Genomic DNA, 21,112 nt, shown 5'->3' with positions numbered 1-21,112 from the left:
CCCATGAAAAAGACCATTAAAGTTGTTTCTGTTCTGGACACAGCCAAATCCTATGAATATGTAGATGAAAACCCTATCAGGGGCGGAGTGAAAGATGTTTATTTTTCTCTCGATAAAGAATATGTGGTGGCTTTCTACCGAAGTCCTTTAGATGAGGGACAAAAAGAAAGGATCAAGAGAATTGTTTCTACTTATCTGCAGAGCATACAGAATGGAAATGCCCCAGAGTACTTTCTGAACGAAATATTCAGATGGCCTTACGATATTGTTGAAAGAGATAAACTCACAGGAATTGTGGTGCCTGTTTACCATCATAAATTTTATTTTGCCAAAGGATATATCGGTTCAGATAATATCCGGGGACAGGATAAGGTGGGAAAATGGTTTACAGCTCCTATGTTCAGAAATCAACAATATCCTTTAAGACTGGATCAGTCAGAACTCGGAGATTGGCTGAGTTATTTTCAGATTGCGGTGAACATCAGCCGGGGAGTGAAAAAACTGCATCAGATGGGGCTGGCACATTCCGATTTATCTTATAATAATATTCTGGTGGATCCCGTTACAAAATCTGCCTGTATTATTGATATTGACGGGCTTGTTGTTCCAAAGCTGTTTCCGCCGGAAGTGATAGGAACAGCAGATTTTATTGCCCCTGAAGTGTTGAAAACAAAACATTTGAGTCTTCAGGATTCAAACAGACATCTGCCTAACCAAAAAACAGATCTGCATGCCCTTGCTGTCCTGATTTATATGTATCTGCTACGAAGACACCCGCTCCGTGGAGGGAAAATCTGGGATCTGGATTCCGAAAATGACGAAATATTATCCATGGGTGAAAAAGCAATGTTTGTAGAACACCCGGAAAACTCTTCCAACCAGGTAAAATCTGATCATCTTAGAAAATGGGATGCATTCTGGGGAGATCCTCAGCAGATTCCTTATACCGTTACGGGACCTTATATTTCAGAATTGTTCCGCAAAACATTTATAGACGGATTACATGATCCCATCAGGCGGCCTACTGCCAACGAATGGGAAACCGCTTTATTGAAAACCGTAGATCTGATACAGCCTTGCCATAATTCCGGCTGTACTGAAAAATGGTATGTTTTTGATAATACCAGCAATCCGAAGTGTCCGTTCTGTGGAACTCCGCATCAGGGTACTTTACCTATATTAGATTTATACTTCAAATTTGATGATGAGGTATGGAAACCGGAAAATCACAGGCTGATGGTTTATCATAATCAGTATTTATTCAAATGGCATGTTTCCAGGAAAGTGATAAGAAATGAAAACCTGACAATGCAGGATAAAATGCCTGTAGGGTATTTCACATTCCACCAGGGAAAATGGGTATTGGTAAATCAAGGCTTATCAGGAATGAAAGATGTCACTGAGCAGAAAGAAATTCCACCCGGTTCTATGGTTGAGCTGACAGATGGTAAAAAAATACTGCTGTCTGCAGAAGAAGGCGGAAGGCTGATCTATGTAACGATGGCAAATCAGTAAACCGTCATTGCGAACGTAGTGAAGCAATCTCAGATTTTCAGATCTGCAGATGATTGTGACTATTTGTGCTCATTTATTTGTGAGATTTGTGTTTAAATCAAAGAGAGTCTTCCAACCGCTTTAGCCAAAAATTTTAAAAAAATTATTTACTGCCTTTCCGTTTCCATAAAATATGAATACTCATCTTCCCCGGTAATCTTAAATCCAAGACTTGTGTAAAGATGCTGTGCCTTGTTGGTTTTTAAAACACTTAATGACACCGTTTTTCCTGCTAATGAAGCTTCCTCCAGAATATCTGACAAAATCTTTTTTCCAAGACCTTTACCTTGTTGGCTGGGATCAATCTGAAGTTGCAGAACCTCAATGTTAGTAAATGTTCGGTCTACTTTTAACAGTCCGATGGGTTGATTGTCTAAAAGAATAATATCTGCTTTTTCAAACTGGTACAGAACCCTTTGCAGGGTGGTTTCTCTGTCGGTAGAAAGTCCTGAAGTCTCATAATGAGGATTCATGGTTTTCATTCTCAGATCAAGAAGATAATCGATGTCGTTGTCAGTAGCTTTTCGGTAAATAAGGGAAGTACTCATATTTTTTAGAATTCCAATTTTAGGCTATATCAGCATTAATAAGACTGTAAGATAAGAATTTTTGGATTTTTTTTTGCATCAATTCTGGATTTCATTTCTATAGATTTCCGGAAGAAAGAATAAGAATGGAGAACAGAATGACTATAAGGACTTTTTTCACTGGGATAAAATACTTTGGCAAGAAACTGTACTTCCTCTTCAATGATTTCAAAGAGCAGGCTATTATCTTGATTTTCCTTTTTGATTGTGTTGACGATTTTTTCCTCTTCTGCGGTCAGTTTATGCTCATGATCATGTATTTTCCGGTCAAGAATTTCCTTTGTGACCAAAATTACATAATCGTTGAAGAGCAGAAAATCTTCTGAGCAGATCCTGATACCCGACTGATAATTCTTCAGCATGCTCATGGGGAAGAACTCAGTGTAATTTTCGTATTGATGCATATAGCCATAATATGCAGCAGCATTAGGAAACTCGTAAAGCCAAAAAATTCCTAAATATTGATATAATGTTTCAAAATATTCATTCCTTGCTTCCCAGGAATCATGATGAAAGAGAGGCTCAATCTGACTTCTAAAGAACAACGTGATTTCCAGCATATCTTCAGGCGTAATATTGTTGATATCATTTTTGATAGTCTCCAGTATTCTGTCGAAGCTGATTTTATCATTATTCAGAGCCTTTTTTCTGTCGTTAATATAATCTCTGAATGTTTGGGTATGATACAGTCTGTGCTGTAGATCCTCATAGAGATTCACTGCTGCCTTTTCACTGTCAAACATATAAATTGAAGTGTCTTTTCCCATAAGTTGTAAAGGTTATTTAAAACTTATTTTCAGTCCCATCTCTTCCTTCATGTAGAGCAGAACCTCGGCATTTCCTCTGGCATCATCTACCGGATTGTGGGTATGTTCGGTTTTACGCAGATGTTTCCATTGGGCAAAAGTATCTTTTTCCAGTCCGCAATAAAGATCAGAAAGTCTCCTCGAAGAAAAGCCAAAAGGATTCCGTCCGATAAAATGATGGAAATACCAGCAGATAAACATCCAGTCGAAACCATTATTATCACTGATGAATATTGGTCTGCCTTTAGAATGTATTTTAATCCAGTCTTCAAAGGCAAGCATTACCTTTTCCGGATCATCAAAATTCATTGTTTCTTCTCTGCTGAAACCGGAAACCGCTAAAGCATCAGGGTTGAATTTTTCAGAAACCGGCTTCAGTTTTCCATAAAAGGTGGTGTCTAGTTCCTCATTCACAAGTACTGCTCCGAAGCAGACCATGGAAAAATCTCCTGGAATCGGGCCGTCTGACTCTATGTCGACCATGATGTAGCTCATTGGAAAATAGTTTTTAGAAAACGAAGATATTGAAATTAGTTGAAGGATGGAAGATGGGAGAGGGAAGCTGGAAGTTATTTTCGGACTGTAAAGAACTTCTGTGTTTTTTAATTTTAGCTTTTGTTTTAAAAATATTCCTATCAAAAAACTTTATAAGTTCATCGTCTTTCAAAAACTTCCCTCCTCCAGCTCCCATCTTCCCGCTTTTATATCAGCTCAAAAAAGCCCCTTTTCCCGATCTTTATTTTGGTTTGAGGGATCAGTTCCATTTCTTCATTAGAGTCTGTTATTTTACTGTTATTGATTTGAATTCCTCCATTCTCAATCAGTCTCCGGATTGCCGATTTGCTGAGGTCACTTTTAAGATGATGACAAAGTTCAACAAGAGATATCCTGTTTTTAATCTTTCCCAAAGAACTTATAGAAACAGGCTCATACTTTTTCTCTTCAAAATTTTTATTCTGAAACTGATTGATAAAAAACTGTTCTGCATTTTCTGCTGAAGCAGCATCGTGGTATTGGGTAATGATGTTTTTAGCAATCTGTTTTTTAATATCCATGGGATTTTCCCCTTTTGCTATTCCGGAAAAAAGTGCTCTTTTTTCTTCCATCGAAAAATCGGTGGCCAGGTTGATGAATTCTTCAATCAATGCATCCGGAATAGACATGGTTTTTCCAAACATCTCGTTAGGTTCATCCGTAAGTCCGATAATATTGTTCAGAGATTTGCTCATCTTTTCCTTTCCGTCAAGACCTCTCAGCAATGGCATACACATCACAATCTGAGCTGGCATCTGGTGTACTTCCTGAAGCTGTCTTCCCATGGTACAGTTAAAAAGCTGGTCTGTGCCGCCCATTTCAATATCACATTCAATTTTTACAGAATCAAAACCCTGAAGAATTGGGTATACCAGTTCATGCATGGCGATGGGAGTATTTTCTGTAAACCTTTTATTAAAATCATTGCGGTGCATCAACTGAGCAACGGTAACTTTTGAAAGTAACTGGATTACCTCAGAAAAGTCCAGTGTGTCCAGCCAGTCAGAATTGAAGACAATCTTTGTCTTCTGAACATCAATGACCTTGGAAAGTTGGTTGATATACGTCTGGGCATTGTGCTGTACATCTTCAGTACTTAAAGGTTTTCGTGCTTTGTTTTTTCCGGTAGGATCACCAATTCTGGCCGTAAAACTTCCTACCACAATGATGATCTGATGTCCCAGATCCTGAAACTGCTTCAGTTTTTTTAATACCACGGCATGTCCCAGATGCAGATCAGGAGCCGTAGGATCAAATCCTAACTTGATGGAAAGTTTTCTATTTTCCTTTTTGGCTTGGGCTAGTTTTTCTTCCAGCCCATTTTCAGGCAGGATAATAGCCACATTTTCTTGTAATGAATGAATCATGTTGAATAGTTTTAAAATGAAAAAACCCGGACAGGGACTGTCCGGGTTCTATATATACGTTAGATTATTTTATTGGATTACAGATATAGAAAGTCTTCCCGAACGATAGCCCGGAGTGTAATATTCACTGAAGAATGGAAGACGTAATATACTGTTTAGATGTTTCATTTTTGGGTAAATATACAGGAATTTCCTGAGGATCCAATATTTAAACCATTAAGACGCATTGCAGGGTTATAACAAGATTTGTTTTTAAATAAAAACTTAACCATCCATCAATCTTAATGGCTTAAAATAATGGTTCAAAACAATTTTACTTGCGATTTTTGAAGCTAATTTCATGCCATAAATCCTTTAAAAACAAAATAGAGGATAAAGAGATAAAAACTGTATTTTATTATTTTTTTCGTTAGTTTATAAGAACCCAATAGAACAGGACTGATATCTTGTTTTTCTACAGATGTTTTCATTAAGTAAAAATTAATAGTTAAATACAGGTTCGGAAAATAAATTTTTAACCTGACTTTTCCAGATTTCCAGATCTTCAGAAGAAGCTTTATCTGCTTTATCAAAAAATAAATGTCTGATGATTTCCAGTCCGGAGTACATGAAAATACCATGATCAGAAGTTAATGTCAGAGCTTTATCCATGCCTGCTTTTTCATATTCTTCATGAGATTTCCCATGAGTATTGAGAATAACGGTCTTTTTGCCTTTCAAAAGCCCTTTTTGGATGCCCTGATCATAGCGGTAAGCAAAACCATAACTGAAAACGCGGTCTATATAGCCCTTCATGATTGCAGGAAGACCTGTCCACCAGATAGGATAGATAAAGGTAATCTGCTCTGCCCATGAAATGTGCTCCTGCTCAATTTTTATATCATCTGATACTTTTCCCAAACGCTGTTCCTGCATATCAGCCAAGGAAAGAACCGGATCAAAACCGATGGTATACAGATCTCTCACAATAACTTCCTGATTACGGGATTGGAGTGTTTCTACAACAGTGTTTAAAAGATTGTGATTTAAACTGTTATCATTAGGGTGTGCGTAAATGATTAAATGTCTCATTACTTTGATTGTTTAGATTAATGAGACAAAAGTAGTCTGGTGTACGCTTCGAAAATTGTAAGAAAACGAAATAACCTATTTCGATTTTGGATTGCAGATCTCCTGCTGGAATTTTAAATACTGAGCAGGAGAAATATTGATAAAATGCTTGAAATCATGAATAAGCTGGCTTTGATCATAATAACCACACTCATCAATGATGACAAACCATTTAACCTGATTTTGTTTTTCGGTTTCCTCTTCAATGATTTTGATGGCTTTTAAAAAACGGTTGTAACGGTTAAGCTCTTTTAAAGAATACCCAAACTGCTCTTTCTGTTTTCGCTGGATGTTTCTTTCTGTTTGATGAGTCTGTTCAGCAATAACTTTAACAGGGTTTAGAAGATCATTCTCAAAGTTGCTCAGAAGCTGGCTGGTAATATCCCGATCCTGCAGATAAGGTCTGCAGAATTCTAAGATATGATTCACTTGTTCTGTAGTAGAATGTAATGCTGTCAGCTGATGCCACAGATCTGTAAAACAGTTTTCTTTCAATAGTTCATCCGGATGTTTTACCGATTGCATAATGGATATTTTTCCAAAAAATCTGAAGAATGCATCATCTTTAAAATTGGCGACAAGAATAGAACATCCTGCCGGAAGCGTATAGTCAAAAGCTTGTCTCACCGGACCGAATACCATACATTTATCAATACTTATGATGGTTTTTTCCCGTGTAGACATCGTGGCACTTTCTCCGAAACAAAATAACAGGATCGTCTGATAAGTTGGCAAAAGTGTTTTGGTTACTGATATTTCAGAAGTATTTTCAGCAAAATAAAAATGAGTAAATACATTTTCAAATTCCTGAGGAACTGAAATTCTATACTCATTATATTCCGGTTGTAATTCCATCAATCTTAACATTAAAAGATAAGTGTTTTTGCCATTTTATAATTCATCATCGCAATTCCTTTTACATACACTGTTTGCTCCAGAACAACCTGAAAACCGTTTTTTTCAAAAAAGGGTCTGGCTGTTTTGCTCACATCAGCAGTAAGTTCTCTCTCATGATGCTGCAGGGCTTCTTTTTCAATCAAATTATAAAGCATTGAGGCAATTCCTTTATGCTGATAATCTTTGTGTACAAAAAGCAGGTCAATATAATTTCCCTGATCAAGAGTACAGAATCCTACTATTTTATTTTCGGTGAGAGCAATCAAAACATGTTCATCTCTCATCACTTTCATCCACCTTTCCTTGTTCTCTGTACCGGATTTCCATGCTTCAAGCTGTTGAAGATCATAATCTTTTTTACATATCTCGTCTATAGTTGCGGTAAAAAGCTGCAGCATCTCCGGGAGATCATCATTCATCCCTTTTCTGACGGTCATGTTATGACTGTTGAATATATTGTTCTTCATAAAGTTTTTGCTGTTCTTTATTGAGAATCGGATAAAAAAGATTCATCTGCAGAAGTGTATAGTGCTGTATGGCTTCTTTCTGACTGAGTTTTAATATAAGCCTGTTGTGGGTAAGCCAGTTATCTGCAATGATGAAAATCTGTTCAACAAGACCCTCTATAATAAAATGAGGAACATCTTTCTGAAATATATTGCTCTTCTGAAGATCTGAAAAGATCTGCTGAAATTCTTCTTTCCTGCTGAAATTAATCCCTTCATAGCTGGCTTTGATGTCGGGATTTTGATTCAGAATATCTATAAAATTGATGAAGATGAAACGATAAGAATAAAAAATTCTGCAGGTAGAATAAGTGAACTGATAAAGATCATCCAGCGTTTTATCCTCTGTTTTTTTCATTTGGTTCAGCAGCTCATCCATTTTCAGAGTAAGCTCAGAGAAAAGGATTTTAATGAGGTCTTCCGAATGCCTGAAATGATAATGCAGATTTCCCGCACTGATATTGAGTTCAGCTGCGATATGCCTGGTGGTAATATTGTTGTACCCCTTGTCATTATATAATTCCAGTGCTTTAGACAGAATTTTATCCTTGGTCTTCATCATCCAAAGATAAGAATATCAGAACGGATATAAATCATATTTTTAAAATTAGAACAATTGTTCTAATTTAATATATTTGCAGGATTAAATCTTATCAAAATGGAAGGGAAGCAAAAGTTCAATTATGAATCAGCAGATCAAACTGAAAAAGAAAATACAACAGACTCCCAGGAAGTTATATCAAAAATCCTGCAGGTAATTCTTGGGATCATAATGGCAGTACTGCATATGTGATGAGCAGAAGAATTTCATTTTGGTTCCTGATGGGATTGGCAGTTTGGGGACTCATTATTCTGCTGAGACGAAACGGAATTTTTATTCCCGTTATCAATGATCATTTTACAGATTGTATTACTGTTCCTATGTATTGTTATCTGATAGAATATATCATGAATTCTGTGCTGGGCTATCACTGGAAACCTGATCTGAAATTTGTATTGACTTCAGTGCTTTATCTGTCTTTTTTGTTTGAAGTGCTTTGCCCGAAACTATCCCCTCATTTTACAGGAGATTTTTGGGATGGCGTGGCTTATTTTGCAGGTGGAATGGGATATTACTTTCTTATTCTCCGGAAGGGTAATAAAAGAGCCAACAGTTCCACATCGTAAAAGGAGACTGCTGGCTGTGTTATAGTTTTTATCCTGGTTCTGTACTCGTTCCTGTAGTGTTTTTATTTCCTTTTTCAGCAGCAGATTTTCTTTCGGTTATGTATAGAAGACAATTGTTGAATCCAGTATGTTACATAGACAGGTAAATATTTTTTAAGTTCATAAATATTGAAGTTTTCTTTTGGTATTTTTGTGAAAGATTAAAACATACTCAGTTCAATGCATGACAAGCTTTTACAACATATTTATTCCGGCCATGATTTGAGTCAGGAAGAAACGGAAGCAGTCAAAAAATATTTTGAGCCTGTATCATTTTCAAAAAATACGATTATAGAAGAGGCGGGAAGAATACCTCAATATCTATATTATATTGTTTCAGGCTACCTCAGACTTTTTTATACCGATGAAAATGGTCATGAAGTAACCACCCATATCAATTGTCCGCCTGGATTTTTTACTTCTTATTCAGACTATATCAACAGTACAGTTTCTGAAAATAATTTAGAAGCGATCACCGATGTTCAACTTTTGAGAATTTCCCAAGAAAACCTGAATTATTTGATCAGCCAAAGCCAGGCGATGAAGGATTTTAGTATTTCAATTTTCCAACAGTCGATTACCTATAATGAAAAACGTTCCAGAGAGTTATCTGTTTTAAATGCTGAACAGCGATACCTGAAACTCATGAATGATTATCCTGGCATCATTCAAAATGTTCCTATTCAATACATCGCATCATTTTTAGGAATGAAGCCGGAAAGCCTGAGCAGAATCCGGAGGAAAATAATTAACTAACAAAAGTCAAGTGGTTCTGGAATAGGGAAGATGAACTTTGCAGCATTAAAATTAATGTAATGACAAAGAATAATGTAAGTCTTGTTTCAGGAGCCAATGGACATCTGGGAAATAATTTAGTCAGATTTTTACTTGAAAAAGGGATTCCGGTAAGAGCTGCTGTAAGAAATACAAAAAACAAAAAACCTTTTGAAGGATTGGATTGCGAGCTGGTACAAGCGGATATTACCGATAAAGCTTCTTTTGTAAAAGCACTGCAGGGAGTGGAAACATTCTATGCTGTAGGCGCTTCTTTCAAATTATGGGCTAAAGATCCTAAAAAGGAAATCTATGAAGTAAACATCAATGGTACCCGGAATACTATTGAAGCAGCCGCAGAAGCAGGCGTAAAAAAAATAATATATGTAAGTTCTATTGCTGCTCTCAATTATACAAATTTACCTACCAGAGAAAGCAATGGTTATAATCCGGATCGCAGAGATATGTATTATAACTCTAAGAATGACGGGGAGAAACTGGCATTTGACCTGGCTTCAAAACTAGGAATAGAATTAGTTTCGGTGATGCCTTCTGCGATGATTGGTAGTAAGGCATTTTTACCGTTAAATGTTTCCTATGGAGTTCTCAAATTAATTTTGAATAGAAAAATTCCGGTAGACACTAAAATTACGCTGAACTGGATTGATGTGAAGGATGTTGCAGAAGGATGCTTTTTGGCCGCTGAAAAAGGACGTTCGGGTGAACGTTATATTCTTGCCAATGAAAAATGCATGACGATCACGGATACAACTATTCTCGCCAATACCCTCTATCCTGAACTGAAGCTGAATATTCCCCGTTCCGTTCCCAAAGGAATCCTGTTTACGATTGCTGGTCTCATGGAACTTACCGCAAAATTGAGTGGAAAACCACCCGTACTTACCCGAAAAGATATTGCCATGTTTTCAGGATTACAACAGGATTTTGATATTTCTAAAGCGAGAAATGAATTAGGATTCAATCCTAAAAGTCCTGAACAGGCTGTGACAGAAGCTTTAGAGTATCTCATGAAAAATCCTGAAATGCTGCGAGAGGTTTAAGAAGCCTCTTTTTATTGATTCTCAAGTTTGATGATAGAACCTTTGTAAAACTTAGTCAGATCATACAGATCAGTAAAATAATGCTGAAGATCCGGGATGATGGCAGGATCAAAATCTTTCAAATTACACTGGTCTTCAGCCAGAAGATATAAAGACTGGTTATCCGGTTTCAGATATTCACAAAGGATATTATCCGGATGCTGTTCTCTGTTGATAATCTCTGTCAGAAAAATCCCATAGATCAGGAATTGATTGAAATTTTTGGAATCTACAATATAATTCATATCCTGCTTCAGAAGTTTTTCATAATCTGAAAGAATCTGAAGGAAATTTTCGGCATGAATGTTAGTTGGAATTTCATAAAAAAGATCAATACCATTGATGAAAAGCTGTGTTTTGGTTTCCTCATGATCTGAAGAATACACCTTATGAAACCATTGAAAAATAAGCAGAAGTTCTTCCTGGCTAAGTTCTTCAACAGAATCTTTTACTTTTTCTTTAATTGTTTCAAGGGTATTTTTCGCTTCAGGCGCAAGGAATTTCAGAATATTTTCTTCTTCACGGCTGAGCTTATTGTACAAATTTATTTTGGCAATAATGGGATTGGTTTTGATGAAATACAGTTCTTCCGCCATAGGTATTTACCAAATTAGATTTCAAATGGTTATTTAAATATACAAAATATGCTTCAACCACATGAAAAAAAATAATATGCAATGAATGGTATGGCTATTTTACTGTTTCATGCAGCGCTATTCTGTTGCCTTCCGAGTCTTCAAATTCTGCTACTGCAAAACCGTATTTTTCATCTATCCTTTTGGGGTAAAGAACAGAACCTCCCTGTTGTAGAACTTTTTCCAATGTTTGGTCAATATTTTCTGATTTAAAATAAATAATAACACCATTTTTGGAAGGTTTGTAGACATCTCCTTTGGCTAATGCACCTGTAATGCCACTGTTTTTTTCTTCAAATGGAAACAATGCCATCTCATAGCGGTCTATGATTTCTTTCTCAAAACTAAAGTTGAAAACAGCAGAATAGAACTTTTCAGCTCGCGCCAGATCATGCACGGGAATTTCAAAGTAGACGACAGGATTGGAAGATTTCATATTTTTAAAGCATTAGGTTTCTGTGATTGACTGCAAGATACGGTTAGCAATATAAATATCAAAAAGAGCGACAGTGATTTCATGATTGGAAGTTTAAATGGCAGATGGTATTTCCTGAATCTAAAATAAAGTTTTTATCTCAATTTCAAAAATAGATAGACTTATCTATTTTTTATCTACATTTGTAAAAATTTTCACGATGAAAAAAGAAAAAGTACGCGAGAGGATTATCAGGGTTGCTTCAGAATTATTTTATAAGCAAGGGTATAATTCTACGGGAATCAATCAGATTATTGCAGAAGCGGATATTGCCATTGGATCTTTGTACAATCATTTTTCATCCAAAAATGATCTTCTTCAGGCCTATCTTATCAAAGAGGAGCTTGGCTGGTTTGAAGGATATGAAGACAGTATATCCAGGATTTCAGACCCGAAAGAAAAACTTCTTGCCCTTATTGACTACAGAAAAAAATTGCAGCAGGCCTCAAAATTTGCAGGCTGTCATTTCATTAAAATTGTCTCCGAAATAGGAGAGGGCAATCCTTCTGTTTCCACTTTTGCCATACAGCATAAAGAAAAGCAAAAGGATTTGATCAGAACACTTGCCAATGAATATGGAACAGAGGCAAAGCTGGCTGACACAGATTCAATAGCAGATCATATTTTTCTGTTAATCGAAGGAGCTGTTGTTACCTCTACGATCAACAAACAAACTGATTCTTTTGACGAGATAAAAAAAATTGTTCAGGGTTTATTGCCCTAATTTTTTTTAATTATTTAAAAATAGATATATCTATATAAAAATGAAACATAAGTATTTGAAATTATTAGTGATACTGTTGGGACAGTTGTTAACAATCATGGATATTTTTATCATCAATGTGTCTATACCTTCCATACAACGTGACCTTCATGCTTCTCATGGAGAAATGCAGTTTATGATTGCCGCTTATCTTATAGGATTTGCTTCTTTACTGATTACAGGAGGCAGATTGGGAGATCTGTACGGAAGAAAAAGGATTTATATTTTCGGATTGATTGCCTTTATGATAAGTTCTATTGCCTGCGGAGTTTCTGTAGGAGCTGGTCAGCTGGTAATTTCAAGGTTTGTACAAGGAATCAGTGCTGCCATGATGGCGCCTCAGGTACTTTCCATGATACAGATTTTATTTCCCGGTCATCAGGAACGCACCAAGGCGATGGGATGGTATGGAATTACTATCGGGATTGGAACCGTTTTGGGACAGTTTCTCGGAGGATACTTTTCATCTTTGACTGTTATGGAAGAGCCATGGAGACTTATTTTTCTGATGAATATTCCCATCTGTTTACCCGCTATTTTTCTTAGCCTGAAATTATTGAACGAATCTAAAACGCCTGTAAAACAATCTTTCAATGCTGGTGGAGTTCTCATTCTTTCTGCAGGATTGTTCTGTGCAACTTATGCTTTAACAATGTCTGAACATGAAGGTCTTCATTTCAAAAATGTTTCATTAATGATTATTTCTGGTGGAATTTTATTCAGTTTTATAAAAAATCAGAAGAAGAGAATCCAAAATGAACGTTCCTATCTGATTGATTTTGAAGTATTCCGTTATCAAAATTTCAATTTGGGAATTGTGGCGGTTTCTTTCTTTTTTATTATGCTGGATTCCTATTTTTATATTCTGTCTCTGTTTTTTCAGGATGGACTAAAGATGAGTCCATTAGAGGCAGGAGAGATCATTGTTTTTCAGGGATTGGGTTTTATTTTAGCTTCAGTCATTTCTGTAAAACTCATTTTGAAATATGGGAAAAAGGCCCTGATGGCAGGGCTTAGCTTTATTATTTTGATTCTTATGCTTCAGTTATTTTTATTCAGAATGGAGACTGGTTTTCCTGTTTTCTGCCTGCTTTTATTTTTGCATGGGCTGGGAATAGGATCTATTATTCCTTCACTGGCGATTATTGCCTTGTCAGGAATGTCTGAAAAACTTGTTGGAAATGCTTCCGGGGTTTATAATACTTTTCAACAGATTGCTGCTATAGTCGGGATTGTTGCTGTAGGAAGTATTTTCTATTATTTTCTGGGAACAAAACCTTCCGTACAGCAGTATCACAATGCCTTTTCCGTTACTTTACTGATTAATATTCTCTGTTTGATTTTTGTAGTGGCCTGTATTTTTAAGGTTCCGGACTATGTTCTTCCTGAAATGAAAAACAGGAAATAAAACTAAGGTTTTTTTGCTGAGGTTTTGATTTCTTGTAAAACAGCCTTAGCAATATTTCGGGTAACTTCTGTAGGAGAGTGGCAGTCACAATTGCTGAGCCCTATCACATAGAGATCTTCACCTGGAATGTAAACTCCCATGCTTTTAAATCCAAATACACTTCCTCCATGCTCACGATCAGGTGTTCCGTTAATTTCTTTCAGATGCCATCCGTATCCATAGGTAAACTCTTCACCATTGTTCAGCTTATATTTTTGAAAAGCTTTTTGGGTTTCTTTTGAATTCAGTAAAGTATTTTGATTCAGAGCTTGCTGCCATTTCAGCATATCATCTGCGGTAGACATCAACGAACCGGAAGAAAACGGAACACTGAAACTAATCACGGTTTTATTCACAAACCCCTGTTCTTTTTTGTGATAGCCGTAAGCTCTCTGAGGAATTACTTTTCTGTCGGAAGCGTAATAAGAATGGCTCATTCCTGCTTTATCAAAGATATTTTTCTTAATAAAATCCTCATAAGAAGTTCCGGAAACCAGTTCAATGATGTATCCCAACACGACATACCCGGAGTTATTGTAATCAAACTTCTCTCCTGGTGCAAAGTCGACAGGTTCGTTTTTGAAAAAATTGACCATTTCTTCAGGCTTCATTTCTTTTTGAGCAATAGAAGGCAAAGATTTTATTTTCGTAAAATCTTTAATTCCCGAAGTATGGGTCAGAAGGTGGTGAATGGTAATTTTATCTCCGTTAGGATAATCTTTGATGTATTTCGAAACGGGATCATTAACATTAAGTTTTCCCTGCTGTTCAAGCATCAGAATCGCCACAGCAGTAAACTGTTTGGTCATTGATCCGATCTGGAAAACCTGATCCGATGTCATATTGACATTGAGTTCGAGATTGGCTTTTCCAAATGCCTTACGATAGAGACTTTTTCCGTTTTGAGAAATTAAAAAAACACCTCCCGGTTCCTCTTTATTTCCAAATTCAGTCTGGATAATACTGTCAATTTTCTTTTCATATCCTTTTGTTTGTGCTTCCATTGTTTGAGTTAAAAATGGCAGCAAAACAAAAGCGGTTATCAATTTTTTAATAATCATAAGTATGTAATTTGTTATACAAAGATATGATTTATTTTTATTACTATGTTATACAATATAGTTGTTTGTAATTGTGTCCTGAAAAAAATGATATTGATATTTTAAAAACTATTTTACAGCAGAGATGATTAACATCATAGGTCTGCGGAGTTCCTCTTTCATCTCCGGAATCTCCTTAAGCATTTCCTGAACTGGTTCAGGTTCAATAACTTCTTTAAGGGTGAAGCCATGTTTTAATAATGTATTTAAATAAGAAGTTAAAGTACGGTGGTATTTGATTACATTTTCTCCCAGAAAAGTAGTGTTTCTCTTTCCTTCTATAAAATATCGGTCGACAGGCCAGCATATTTTCTGACCGTCTTTATCATATAGCCAATCCTGGCCACCTTCTGCGGTAAAAACAGGATGCTCTACTGAAAATACAAATGATCCGCCAGGAATAAGCCATTTATAAATAAGCTGAGCGATGGTATCGAATGATTCTACATAATGTAAGGTGAGAGAACTTAATATGATGTCAAATTTTTCAGCAGGATAATCCACTTCTTCCAGAGCTTTTCTTTCATAATGAATTCCTTTCATATTATTAATTTCCTGAGCTTTAGCCAGCATTTTTTCTGAAAGATCAATTCCGATGACTGATTGAGCTCCGTTTTCTATCGCATAGCGGCAATGCCATCCGAAACCACAGCCAAGGTCAAGAACATCTTTTCCTTGAAAATCCGGCAGCATATTTTTCAATGTGTGCCATTCTCCGGCTCCTTCCAATCCTATCTGAGAACGAAGCATTTTTTCATATTGGTCGAAAAATGACGGCTGGTCGTATTTATTTTCTTTCATAGCTTGCAATTTTTCTGTTACTTAAAAGGAAGTACAGCATTCAAATAAAGTCCTTAAATTATAGAACTTTCAATTGCAGATCATGCGTCTAGCGTTTATTTTCCCGCATTGCTTAATGAGTTTATCATTTCGTTGATCAGCTCTTGCATTATTTAAAGAAAGTACTGCCCAGATTGCAGCAGGAAGCCATCCGATCAGAGTGATCTGTAAAATCAGACAGATAATTCCGGTGAGAACTTTTCCACGGACCATGAAAGATAAGAAAGGAAGTAATATGGCTAGTAACATGATTTTAAGTTTTTAATTGAACTGATTTTTTACCGGGACTGAGGATCAAAATACGCTTTAAAAGTAAGAGGATCTTCAATGGTATCCTCGGCTTCTTCAAGATATTCCAGATACTCTTCCTGATGTTTCTCCATATAAATAAGCACAATGGCCAGGTTTACAAAAAGATTTTTGTCTTTAGAACCCAAATCTAATGCCATTTTTAAGTAGGCCAGGGCCTTTTCATTTTCACCCATATCAGAATAAACAGCACCAATACTAATTAAAGCTGCCGTATTTTTAGGCTCAATAAGCAAAATTTCATCTAATTCTTTGACCAATAGATCGTTTAAGGTGTCCCAATGGTCTTCATTTTCCCATCTTTTAGCCTGAAGTTTTTTTACGTTTTCTAATCTTAGTGTTATGCTGCTCATTATTTAAAATTACAGAATGGATGTTTATTTATAAAGTACAAATTTAGCTTTCTTAGAATAGATATGCTGTTTTTTTAAGAGTAAAAAGAATTTCAGTATTTTTTATTCTTTAAGTCCATCCAGTATCGCTGCTTTCAGTATTTCAATGTTGATATCTTTCAGAGATTTAAATTTAATACAATATCCGGTTACGCTGGCTTTACCTATTTTTTCTCCATACGTTTCGGATAAATATTTTTTATCACTGATGTTCATAACATAGATTGAGATACCGGTTGTATTGGCGCTCATTCCGATCTGGTAAAAGTCCCTTGTTTTTCCACCTGCATATTGCAAGGTATACAATCCATATCCGATATTAGGATTAGAAACGGTTTTATTTTCACTGTCTTTACCATCAAGAAACCATAGCTGGCATTCCGGCATGAGCTCAAGAATGATTTGATGAAGTTCCTGCATATCATTACGTTTTGGTTCTGGCTGGCTATGGATATAATTTTGGATTTGTTCTTGGGTATTCATATGAAATAAGGAAATGTTTGAGATTATTGATCGACTAATTTAAAACAAAAAGAACAGCAATCGCCGTCCTTTTTACATTTATTTTTTCTGTCACAATCTGAATATATACATCCTATCCAAATGCTCTTTTCAATAAGCTCTCTACTTTCGGCTCGCTGCCTCTGAAATTTTTATAAAGCTCCATTGGATCTTTTGTTCCACCTGAAGACAGCAATACTTTATACTTGGCCGCAATCTCAGGATTGAAAATTCCGTTTTCCTTGAAATACTGGAAAGCATCAGCATCCAGAACTTCTGCCCATTTGTAAGAATAATATCCTGCAGAATATCCTCCCTGGAAAATATGAGAGAAACTTGGACTCATTGCCGTTTCTGAATTTGAAGGATAAAGTGTGGTTGCTTTGGTATACTTATCTTCAAACTCTTTTACACTTTCATTCTGTAATTCTTCAACTTTCGTATGATAGTTCATATCCAGAAGTCCGAAGCCTAATTGTCTTAATGTTTGGTAGCCTTCCATAAAGTTTTTAGACTGCTCAATCTTTTCAATTTTTTCGTCAGGAAGTACTTCTCCTGTTTTATAATGCTTTGCAAACGTTTTTAAGAACTCAGGTTCATAACAGAAGTTTTCCAGAAACTGTGATGGAAGTTCCACAAAATCCCATTTTACAGATGTTCCGGAAAGGGTAGGATATTGGGTATCCGCCATCATTCCGTGAAGAGCATGCCCGAATTCATGGAACAAAGTAGTCACTTCCTGGAATGTCAGTAAGCTAGGGATATCTTTTGTCGGTTTGCTGAAGTTGCAGACAATGGAAATATGCGGGCGGGAATTTTCACCGTTTTGTTTGTACTGATTTTTGTAGCTGGTCATCCATGCACCGGCTCTTTTTCCTTTTCTTGGAAAATAATCAACGTATAAAAGAGATTTGTAAGTCCCGTTCTCTTTTACTTCATATACTTTTACATCCTCGTGGTATTTCGGAATATCATTTCTTTCCTCAAAAGTTAATCCGAAAAGTTGTTCTGCCAACCCGAATACAGCATCCTGTACCTGATCTAACGGGAAATAAGGTTTCAGTTCCTCATCATTCAGGTCATATTTCTCTTTACGAAGTTTTTCAGCATAAAATGCGTGATCGTAGCTCTGCATTTCTTCAATTCCGTCAGCTTTTGCTAAAGATTTTAATTCTTCAATTTCTTTATCAGCATAAGGTTTTGCTTTGGTTAGAAGTTCATTCAAAAAGTCAATAACTTTTACCGGAGACTTAGCCATTCTCTCTTCAAGAACAAAATCTGCATAGTTTTTATATCCGATAAGCTCAGCTTTCTGTTGTTTAAGAGTAAGCAATTCTTTAATCAGATTCTGGTTGTCATATTCTCCGCCGTCAAAAGATTTTTTACCATTGGCTAAGGCGAGTTCCTTTCTCAGTTCACGGTTTTCGGCATAGGTCATAAACGGAATATAGCTTGGATACTGTAACGTCACTACCCAGCCTTCAAGATTTCTTTCTTTTGCTTCCTCCGCATATTGATCAATGATGGCTTCAGGAATTCCTGCAAGATCTTCTTTATTGGTAATATGTTTAAAATAGGCATTGGTAGAAGCCAGTACATTTTGTCCGAACTGTAAAGACTTTAAAGAAAGATCCATACTGATTTTCTTTAATTTTTCTTTGTCTTCTTCATTCAATAAAGCTCCGCTTCTTACAAAACCTTTGTAGGTTTCATTCAAAAGCATTTCCTGCTCTTCGTTGAGATTATAATTTTCCTTTTCATCATATACTTTTTTGATTTTGTTGAAAAGGGCTTCGTTTTGAGAGATTTTTGAAGAATATTCTGTTAAGATCGGGGAAACTTCCTGAGCAATTTGCTGAATTTCGTCGCTGGTTTCCGCAGAATTTAAGTTGAAAAAAATATTGGATACTACATCCAACTGCTCTCCTGAATAGGCCAGTGCTTCAATTACGTTTTCGAAAGTAGGTGATTCAGGATTGTTGACAATGGCCTCAATTTCTTCTTCAGATTTTTGAATCAATTCCTGAAATGCCGGAAGATAATCTTCATTTTTGATGGCATTGAATGGTGCCGAATGGTATGGAGTGTTAAATTTTTCTGTTAAAATATTCATTTTTGATCTTTTTATATAAGGTAAATTTAATGATTCATTGGGAATCAAAGCTGAAACGCGCAAAAATAATGCCTCACTGGCGGGTTATGACAAAAATACCTTATCTTTATTTAATCTTGTCATATGGAAAGAGGGAGTGATGTGGGAATATTTAATTTTGAGAACAGATTTAAAAGTCATCATTAAAATAAATAACCTTAAATGTATAGACTATGAAAACACTCTTAAAAATTATTGGTACCATCATCGTACTGATTATTATCTATGCTGTCATTGCCATGCTCACTTTCAGTAAAGATTACCACTATGAAAAATCTATTGTAATCAATGCACCACAGGAAAAAGTATGGAGCTATACAGGGAATTTAAAAGGATATAACCAATGGGATCCTTTCTCCAAAGCGGATAAAAACATTGTCATTACCTATTCCGGAAACGGAGATAAAGTAGGAGATTCCTATCACTGGAAAGGAGATAAAAATGTAGGTGAAGGAGAGCAATCCATTACTGAACTGATACCGAACCAGAAAATGAGTACAAAACTTCACTTTATAAAACCTTTTGAAGGAGATATGAAAGCTAATTTCATGTTGGTTCCTGAAGGAAGTGGTACCAAAGTAACCTGGATGATAGATAATGAACTGACTCCCATGATGAAGGTTATGAAACCTTTGATGAATGGCAATATGGACAAAATGTTCAGCCAGGGGCTGGGCGATCTGAAAAAACTTGCTGAAAAATAATAAAAAGCCTTGTAAAGTTTACAAGGCTTTTTTATTGCAGTCCATTATTGGAACTGAATCCCATTTTCTTTCTCCTTTATTTTTGTAAGCGTTATTTTTGTAAAGCCAAAGAAATATTATTCTAAAAATATTATCTTTATATAAAGAATAGATTGTATGGAGAAGATTGTATTTGAAAAAAGTGATATCAGAGACTTTGTAAAGACTACCATCGCAGAGAAAATTGAAAAATTGAAAAACTTTATCGAATTTACCCTGGAAGCCAGCCGTGACATCAAAAAAACTCCGAAATATGACAGCATGAGAGAAGAAATGCAGGAGGAGATCTATCAGATGCAGCGACAATTGGGAGCTTTGAATGATCTTAAAAGAAATATGGCAAAAGTTCTCAATACGGCCACTGAAAGAGTACAGCTCGGTTCGTTGGTTATTACCAATAAAGCCAGATTTTATATTTCTGTGTCACTGGGAGAATTCTTTTTTGAAGGAGACAGGTTCTATGCCATATCTCCGGAAAGTCCTATGGCTAAGGAGATGATGGGCAGAAAGAGCGGTGATGAATTTACTTTAAACAAAATCCATCAGAAGATTGTTGAAGTATTGTAGAATATAAATCTTTATATACAGGCTTTGAATAGGAAACCTTATGAGAAATGGTTTTCTATACTCTTTTTTTAGTCTTTTTTATCCTGAAAACGTTAATCATCATCAGGAAGTAAATACTTAACATTTTAAATGGAAGAGATTGAATTCCATGTTGTAAATTTGCAGGTATGAATAATGCATCCATTTTAAAAGAAATCATAGAGCAAAGAAGAAGTATTTTTCCAAAAGATTATACTGATACAGAGATATCTCAGGAAGTGTTGGAGGAAATTTTAAATGCTGCCACATTTGCTCCCAATCACAAACGTACCAAACCTTGGCGTTTCAAAATATTCAAAGGAGAAGAAAAAGCACAGTTGGCTTCAGAAATGCAGGCCATCTATAAGGCAGTTACATCAGAACAGCTTTTCTTAGAGAAAAAATACAACGATATTGGTTTTAAAATCAATAAAGCTGATGCTGTAGTTTCCATTGTTGTCAATTTCAGCGGAATGGTTCCTGAGTGGGAAGAAATAGCGGCTACCTCAATGGCAGTTCAGAACATGTATCTTACCTGTACTGCAAATAATATCGGATGCTACTGGAGTTCTCCTAAAATTGTAGAGGAGTTGAAAAACTCTTTAACCATTGAAGAAAACCAGAAATGTCTGGGACTTTTCTATATGGGAACAATATAATATGGTTTTAATATAACAATCTGAAAATTTACCAATGTAACAATCAGTTAAAAAAAGGACCAAAATATTG

26 protein-coding genes are annotated in these 21,112 nt (G+C 35.9%); 10 read left to right on the top strand and 16 right to left on the bottom strand.

The genetic code is table 11. The features are described from left to right. The first annotated feature begins 3 nt into the window (after nucleotides 1-3). The gene (locus ODR02_RS15665; protein WP_309512736.1) at nucleotides 4-1,515 is read left to right on the top strand and encodes a helix-hairpin-helix domain-containing protein; all 1,512 of its coding nucleotides are present in this window, start codon (nucleotides 4-6) and stop codon (nucleotides 1,513-1,515) included. Nucleotides 1,516-1,661: 146 nt separating this feature from the next. Here the strand turns inward: ODR02_RS15665 and ODR02_RS15660 are convergent, their stop codons facing one another. From ODR02_RS15660 to ODR02_RS15625, 8 genes are all read right to left on the bottom strand, one after another. After that, nucleotides 1,662-2,102 carry a GNAT family N-acetyltransferase gene (locus ODR02_RS15660; protein WP_209787523.1) on the bottom strand — a complete coding sequence of 147 codons (441 nt, stop codon included), beginning with the start codon at nucleotides 2,100-2,102 and terminating at the stop codon, nucleotides 1,662-1,664. A 35-nt stretch (nucleotides 2,103-2,137) separates the two neighbouring features. Continuing rightward, nucleotides 2,138-2,908: a hypothetical protein gene (locus tag ODR02_RS15655; RefSeq protein WP_309512735.1), complete on the bottom strand. Its 771-nt coding sequence runs from the start codon at nucleotides 2,906-2,908 to the stop codon at nucleotides 2,138-2,140. Between the two features lie 12 nt (nucleotides 2,909-2,920). Beyond that, a complete protein-coding gene (locus tag ODR02_RS15650; RefSeq protein ID WP_309512734.1) occupies nucleotides 2,921-3,442 on the bottom strand; it encodes a 3'-5' exonuclease in 522 nt (173 codons plus the stop codon). A gap of 206 nt (nucleotides 3,443-3,648) precedes the next feature. After that, a complete protein-coding gene (gene tyrS / locus ODR02_RS15645; RefSeq protein ID WP_309512733.1) occupies nucleotides 3,649-4,848 on the bottom strand; it encodes a tyrosine--tRNA ligase in 1,200 nt (399 codons plus the stop codon). A gap of 480 nt (nucleotides 4,849-5,328) precedes the next feature. Continuing rightward, nucleotides 5,329-5,919 carry an NAD(P)H-dependent oxidoreductase gene (locus ODR02_RS15640; protein ID WP_309512732.1) on the bottom strand — a complete coding sequence of 197 codons (591 nt, stop codon included), beginning with the start codon at nucleotides 5,917-5,919 and terminating at the stop codon, nucleotides 5,329-5,331. 75 nt (nucleotides 5,920-5,994) lie between these two features. Next, nucleotides 5,995-6,813, bottom strand: a complete 819-nt coding sequence (locus ODR02_RS15635) for a helix-turn-helix domain-containing protein (RefSeq protein ID WP_309512731.1) — start codon at nucleotides 6,811-6,813, stop codon at nucleotides 5,995-5,997. Nucleotides 6,814-6,824: 11 nt separating this feature from the next. Continuing rightward, a complete protein-coding gene (locus tag ODR02_RS15630) occupies nucleotides 6,825-7,322 on the bottom strand; it encodes a GNAT family N-acetyltransferase (protein WP_309512730.1) in 498 nt (165 codons plus the stop codon). Further along, the gene (locus ODR02_RS15625; protein ID WP_309512729.1) at nucleotides 7,294-7,923 is read right to left on the bottom strand and encodes a TetR/AcrR family transcriptional regulator; all 630 of its coding nucleotides are present in this window, start codon (nucleotides 7,921-7,923) and stop codon (nucleotides 7,294-7,296) included. Before ODR02_RS15625 ends, ODR02_RS15630 begins: the two co-directional genes overlap by 29 nt. A 96-nt stretch (nucleotides 7,924-8,019) precedes the next feature. Between ODR02_RS15625 and ODR02_RS15620 the strand changes: the two genes are divergently transcribed. From ODR02_RS15620 to ODR02_RS15605, 4 genes are all read left to right on the top strand, one after another. Next, complete coding sequence (locus tag ODR02_RS15620) at nucleotides 8,020-8,154, top strand: hypothetical protein (RefSeq protein WP_280895238.1); 135 nt, start codon at nucleotides 8,020-8,022, stop codon at nucleotides 8,152-8,154. Continuing rightward, nucleotides 8,154-8,528, top strand: coding sequence for a hypothetical protein (locus ODR02_RS15615; protein ID WP_309512728.1), 375 nt, complete (start codon nucleotides 8,154-8,156; stop codon nucleotides 8,526-8,528). The genes ODR02_RS15620 and ODR02_RS15615 overlap by 1 nt, the downstream gene beginning before the upstream one ends. Before the next feature lie 219 nt (nucleotides 8,529-8,747). Then, nucleotides 8,748-9,323: a Crp/Fnr family transcriptional regulator gene (locus ODR02_RS15610; RefSeq protein WP_309512727.1), complete on the top strand. Its 576-nt coding sequence runs from the start codon at nucleotides 8,748-8,750 to the stop codon at nucleotides 9,321-9,323. A 59-nt stretch (nucleotides 9,324-9,382) separates the two neighbouring features. Continuing rightward, entirely contained in the window at nucleotides 9,383-10,402 is a 1,020-nt protein-coding gene (locus ODR02_RS15605; protein WP_309512726.1) for an NAD-dependent epimerase/dehydratase family protein, read from the top strand. 11 nt (nucleotides 10,403-10,413) lie between these two features. On the opposite strand, the gene ODR02_RS15600 is transcribed toward ODR02_RS15605, so the two are convergent. Together ODR02_RS15600 and ODR02_RS15595 are read right to left on the bottom strand one after the other, a co-directional pair. Next, a complete protein-coding gene (locus ODR02_RS15600; protein WP_309512725.1) occupies nucleotides 10,414-11,037 on the bottom strand; it encodes a hypothetical protein in 624 nt (207 codons plus the stop codon). Nucleotides 11,038-11,131: 94 nt separating this feature from the next. Beyond that, the gene (locus tag ODR02_RS15595; RefSeq protein ID WP_309512724.1) at nucleotides 11,132-11,512 is read right to left on the bottom strand and encodes a VOC family protein; all 381 of its coding nucleotides are present in this window, start codon (nucleotides 11,510-11,512) and stop codon (nucleotides 11,132-11,134) included. 199 nt (nucleotides 11,513-11,711) lie between these two features. Between ODR02_RS15595 and ODR02_RS15590 the strand changes: the two genes are divergently transcribed. Both ODR02_RS15590 and ODR02_RS15585 read left to right on the top strand, forming a co-directional pair. Beyond that, nucleotides 11,712-12,275 carry a TetR/AcrR family transcriptional regulator gene (locus ODR02_RS15590; RefSeq protein WP_309512723.1) on the top strand — a complete coding sequence of 188 codons (564 nt, stop codon included), beginning with the start codon at nucleotides 11,712-11,714 and terminating at the stop codon, nucleotides 12,273-12,275. Between the two features lie 40 nt (nucleotides 12,276-12,315). Further along, nucleotides 12,316-13,722: an MFS transporter gene (locus ODR02_RS15585; protein ID WP_309512722.1), complete on the top strand. Its 1,407-nt coding sequence runs from the start codon at nucleotides 12,316-12,318 to the stop codon at nucleotides 13,720-13,722. Between the two features lie 2 nt (nucleotides 13,723-13,724). On the opposite strand, the gene ODR02_RS15580 is transcribed toward ODR02_RS15585, so the two are convergent. The 6 genes from ODR02_RS15580 to ODR02_RS15555 form a co-directional block, all read right to left on the bottom strand. Then, the gene (locus ODR02_RS15580; protein ID WP_309512721.1) at nucleotides 13,725-14,765 is read right to left on the bottom strand and encodes a serine hydrolase domain-containing protein; all 1,041 of its coding nucleotides are present in this window, start codon (nucleotides 14,763-14,765) and stop codon (nucleotides 13,725-13,727) included. A 165-nt stretch (nucleotides 14,766-14,930) separates the two neighbouring features. Beyond that, nucleotides 14,931-15,662, bottom strand: a complete 732-nt coding sequence (locus tag ODR02_RS15575; protein WP_309512720.1) for a class I SAM-dependent methyltransferase — start codon at nucleotides 15,660-15,662, stop codon at nucleotides 14,931-14,933. 69 nt (nucleotides 15,663-15,731) lie between these two features. Beyond that, nucleotides 15,732-15,950 (bottom strand): YqaE/Pmp3 family membrane protein, encoded by a 219-nt coding sequence (locus tag ODR02_RS15570; protein WP_309512719.1) that lies wholly within the window; start codon nucleotides 15,948-15,950, stop codon nucleotides 15,732-15,734. 29 nt (nucleotides 15,951-15,979) lie between these two features. Beyond that, on the bottom strand, nucleotides 15,980-16,363 hold the full coding sequence (locus ODR02_RS15565; protein ID WP_309512718.1) for a hypothetical protein: 384 nt from the start codon (nucleotides 16,361-16,363) through the stop codon (nucleotides 15,980-15,982). Nucleotides 16,364-16,465: 102 nt separating this feature from the next. After that, nucleotides 16,466-16,885, bottom strand: coding sequence for a DUF1801 domain-containing protein (locus ODR02_RS15560; RefSeq protein WP_309512717.1), 420 nt, complete (start codon nucleotides 16,883-16,885; stop codon nucleotides 16,466-16,468). A gap of 112 nt (nucleotides 16,886-16,997) precedes the next feature. Continuing rightward, the gene (locus ODR02_RS15555; RefSeq protein WP_309512716.1) at nucleotides 16,998-19,016 is read right to left on the bottom strand and encodes a M3 family metallopeptidase; all 2,019 of its coding nucleotides are present in this window, start codon (nucleotides 19,014-19,016) and stop codon (nucleotides 16,998-17,000) included. A 212-nt stretch (nucleotides 19,017-19,228) separates the two neighbouring features. Here ODR02_RS15555 and ODR02_RS15550 point away from each other — a divergent pair, with 212 nt between their 5' ends. The 3 genes from ODR02_RS15550 to ODR02_RS15540 all read left to right on the top strand — a co-directional run bounded on the left by ODR02_RS15550 (nucleotide 19,229) and on the right by ODR02_RS15540 (nucleotide 21,042). After that, entirely contained in the window at nucleotides 19,229-19,759 is a 531-nt protein-coding gene (locus tag ODR02_RS15550) for an SRPBCC family protein (RefSeq protein WP_209787567.1), read from the top strand. Between the two features lie 156 nt (nucleotides 19,760-19,915). Then, a complete protein-coding gene (locus ODR02_RS15545) occupies nucleotides 19,916-20,365 on the top strand; it encodes a GreA/GreB family elongation factor (protein WP_209787570.1) in 450 nt (149 codons plus the stop codon). A gap of 167 nt (nucleotides 20,366-20,532) precedes the next feature. Next, the gene (locus ODR02_RS15540; RefSeq protein WP_309512715.1) at nucleotides 20,533-21,042 is read left to right on the top strand and encodes a nitroreductase family protein; all 510 of its coding nucleotides are present in this window, start codon (nucleotides 20,533-20,535) and stop codon (nucleotides 21,040-21,042) included. Nucleotides 21,043-21,112: the final 70 nt, after the last annotated feature.

This window comes from Chryseobacterium sp. CFS2, from assembly GCF_036543225.1.
Lineage (GTDB): Bacteria > Bacteroidota > Bacteroidia > Flavobacteriales > Weeksellaceae > Chryseobacterium > Chryseobacterium culicis_A.
This window is presented reverse-complemented; position numbering and strand designations above follow the sequence as displayed.

Bases quoted from the DNA above. Each gene is read 5' to 3' on its own strand.
- ODR02_RS15570 (WP_309512719.1), bottom strand. From the start codon at position 15,950: ATGTTACTAGCCATATTACTTCCTTTCTTATCTTTCATGGTCCGTGGA.
- ODR02_RS15625 (WP_309512729.1), bottom strand. From the start codon at position 7,923: ATGATGAAGACCAAGGATAAAATTCTGTCTAAAGCACTGGAATTATAT.
- ODR02_RS15605 (WP_309512726.1), top strand. From the start codon at position 9,383: ATGACAAAGAATAATGTAAGTCTTGTTTCAGGAGCCAATGGACATCTG.
- tyrS (WP_309512733.1), bottom strand. From the start codon at position 4,848: ATGATTCATTCATTACAAGAAAATGTGGCTATTATCCTGCCTGAAAAT.
- ODR02_RS15655 (WP_309512735.1), bottom strand. From the start codon at position 2,908: ATGGGAAAAGACACTTCAATTTATATGTTTGACAGTGAAAAGGCAGCA.
- ODR02_RS15565 (WP_309512718.1), bottom strand. From the start codon at position 16,363: ATGAGCAGCATAACACTAAGATTAGAAAACGTAAAAAAACTTCAGGCT.
- ODR02_RS15555 (WP_309512716.1), bottom strand. From the start codon at position 19,016: ATGAATATTTTAACAGAAAAATTTAACACTCCATACCATTCGGCACCA.
- ODR02_RS15615 (WP_309512728.1), top strand. From the start codon at position 8,154: ATGAGCAGAAGAATTTCATTTTGGTTCCTGATGGGATTGGCAGTTTGG.
- ODR02_RS15550 (WP_209787567.1), top strand. From the start codon at position 19,229: ATGAAAACACTCTTAAAAATTATTGGTACCATCATCGTACTGATTATT.
- ODR02_RS15545 (WP_209787570.1), top strand. From the start codon at position 19,916: ATGGAGAAGATTGTATTTGAAAAAAGTGATATCAGAGACTTTGTAAAG.
- ODR02_RS15590 (WP_309512723.1), top strand. From the start codon at position 11,712: ATGAAAAAAGAAAAAGTACGCGAGAGGATTATCAGGGTTGCTTCAGAA.
- ODR02_RS15580 (WP_309512721.1), bottom strand. From the start codon at position 14,765: ATGGAAGCACAAACAAAAGGATATGAAAAGAAAATTGACAGTATTATC.
- ODR02_RS15575 (WP_309512720.1), bottom strand. From the start codon at position 15,662: ATGAAAGAAAATAAATACGACCAGCCGTCATTTTTCGACCAATATGAA.
- ODR02_RS15540 (WP_309512715.1), top strand. From the start codon at position 20,533: ATGAATAATGCATCCATTTTAAAAGAAATCATAGAGCAAAGAAGAAGT.
- ODR02_RS15630 (WP_309512730.1), bottom strand. From the start codon at position 7,322: ATGAAGAACAATATATTCAACAGTCATAACATGACCGTCAGAAAAGGG.
- ODR02_RS15610 (WP_309512727.1), top strand. From the start codon at position 8,748: ATGCATGACAAGCTTTTACAACATATTTATTCCGGCCATGATTTGAGT.
- ODR02_RS15595 (WP_309512724.1), bottom strand. From the start codon at position 11,512: ATGAAATCTTCCAATCCTGTCGTCTACTTTGAAATTCCCGTGCATGAT.
- ODR02_RS15650 (WP_309512734.1), bottom strand. From the start codon at position 3,442: ATGAGCTACATCATGGTCGACATAGAGTCAGACGGCCCGATTCCAGGA.
- ODR02_RS15660 (WP_209787523.1), bottom strand. From the start codon at position 2,102: ATGAGTACTTCCCTTATTTACCGAAAAGCTACTGACAACGACATCGAT.
- ODR02_RS15620 (WP_280895238.1), top strand. From the start codon at position 8,020: ATGGAAGGGAAGCAAAAGTTCAATTATGAATCAGCAGATCAAACTGAA.
- ODR02_RS15585 (WP_309512722.1), top strand. From the start codon at position 12,316: ATGAAACATAAGTATTTGAAATTATTAGTGATACTGTTGGGACAGTTG.
- ODR02_RS15600 (WP_309512725.1), bottom strand. From the start codon at position 11,037: ATGGCGGAAGAACTGTATTTCATCAAAACCAATCCCATTATTGCCAAA.
- ODR02_RS15560 (WP_309512717.1), bottom strand. From the start codon at position 16,885: ATGAATACCCAAGAACAAATCCAAAATTATATCCATAGCCAGCCAGAA.
- ODR02_RS15640 (WP_309512732.1), bottom strand. From the start codon at position 5,919: ATGAGACATTTAATCATTTACGCACACCCTAATGATAACAGTTTAAAT.
- ODR02_RS15665 (WP_309512736.1), top strand. From the start codon at position 4: ATGAAAAAGACCATTAAAGTTGTTTCTGTTCTGGACACAGCCAAATCC.
- ODR02_RS15635 (WP_309512731.1), bottom strand. From the start codon at position 6,813: ATGGAATTACAACCGGAATATAATGAGTATAGAATTTCAGTTCCTCAG.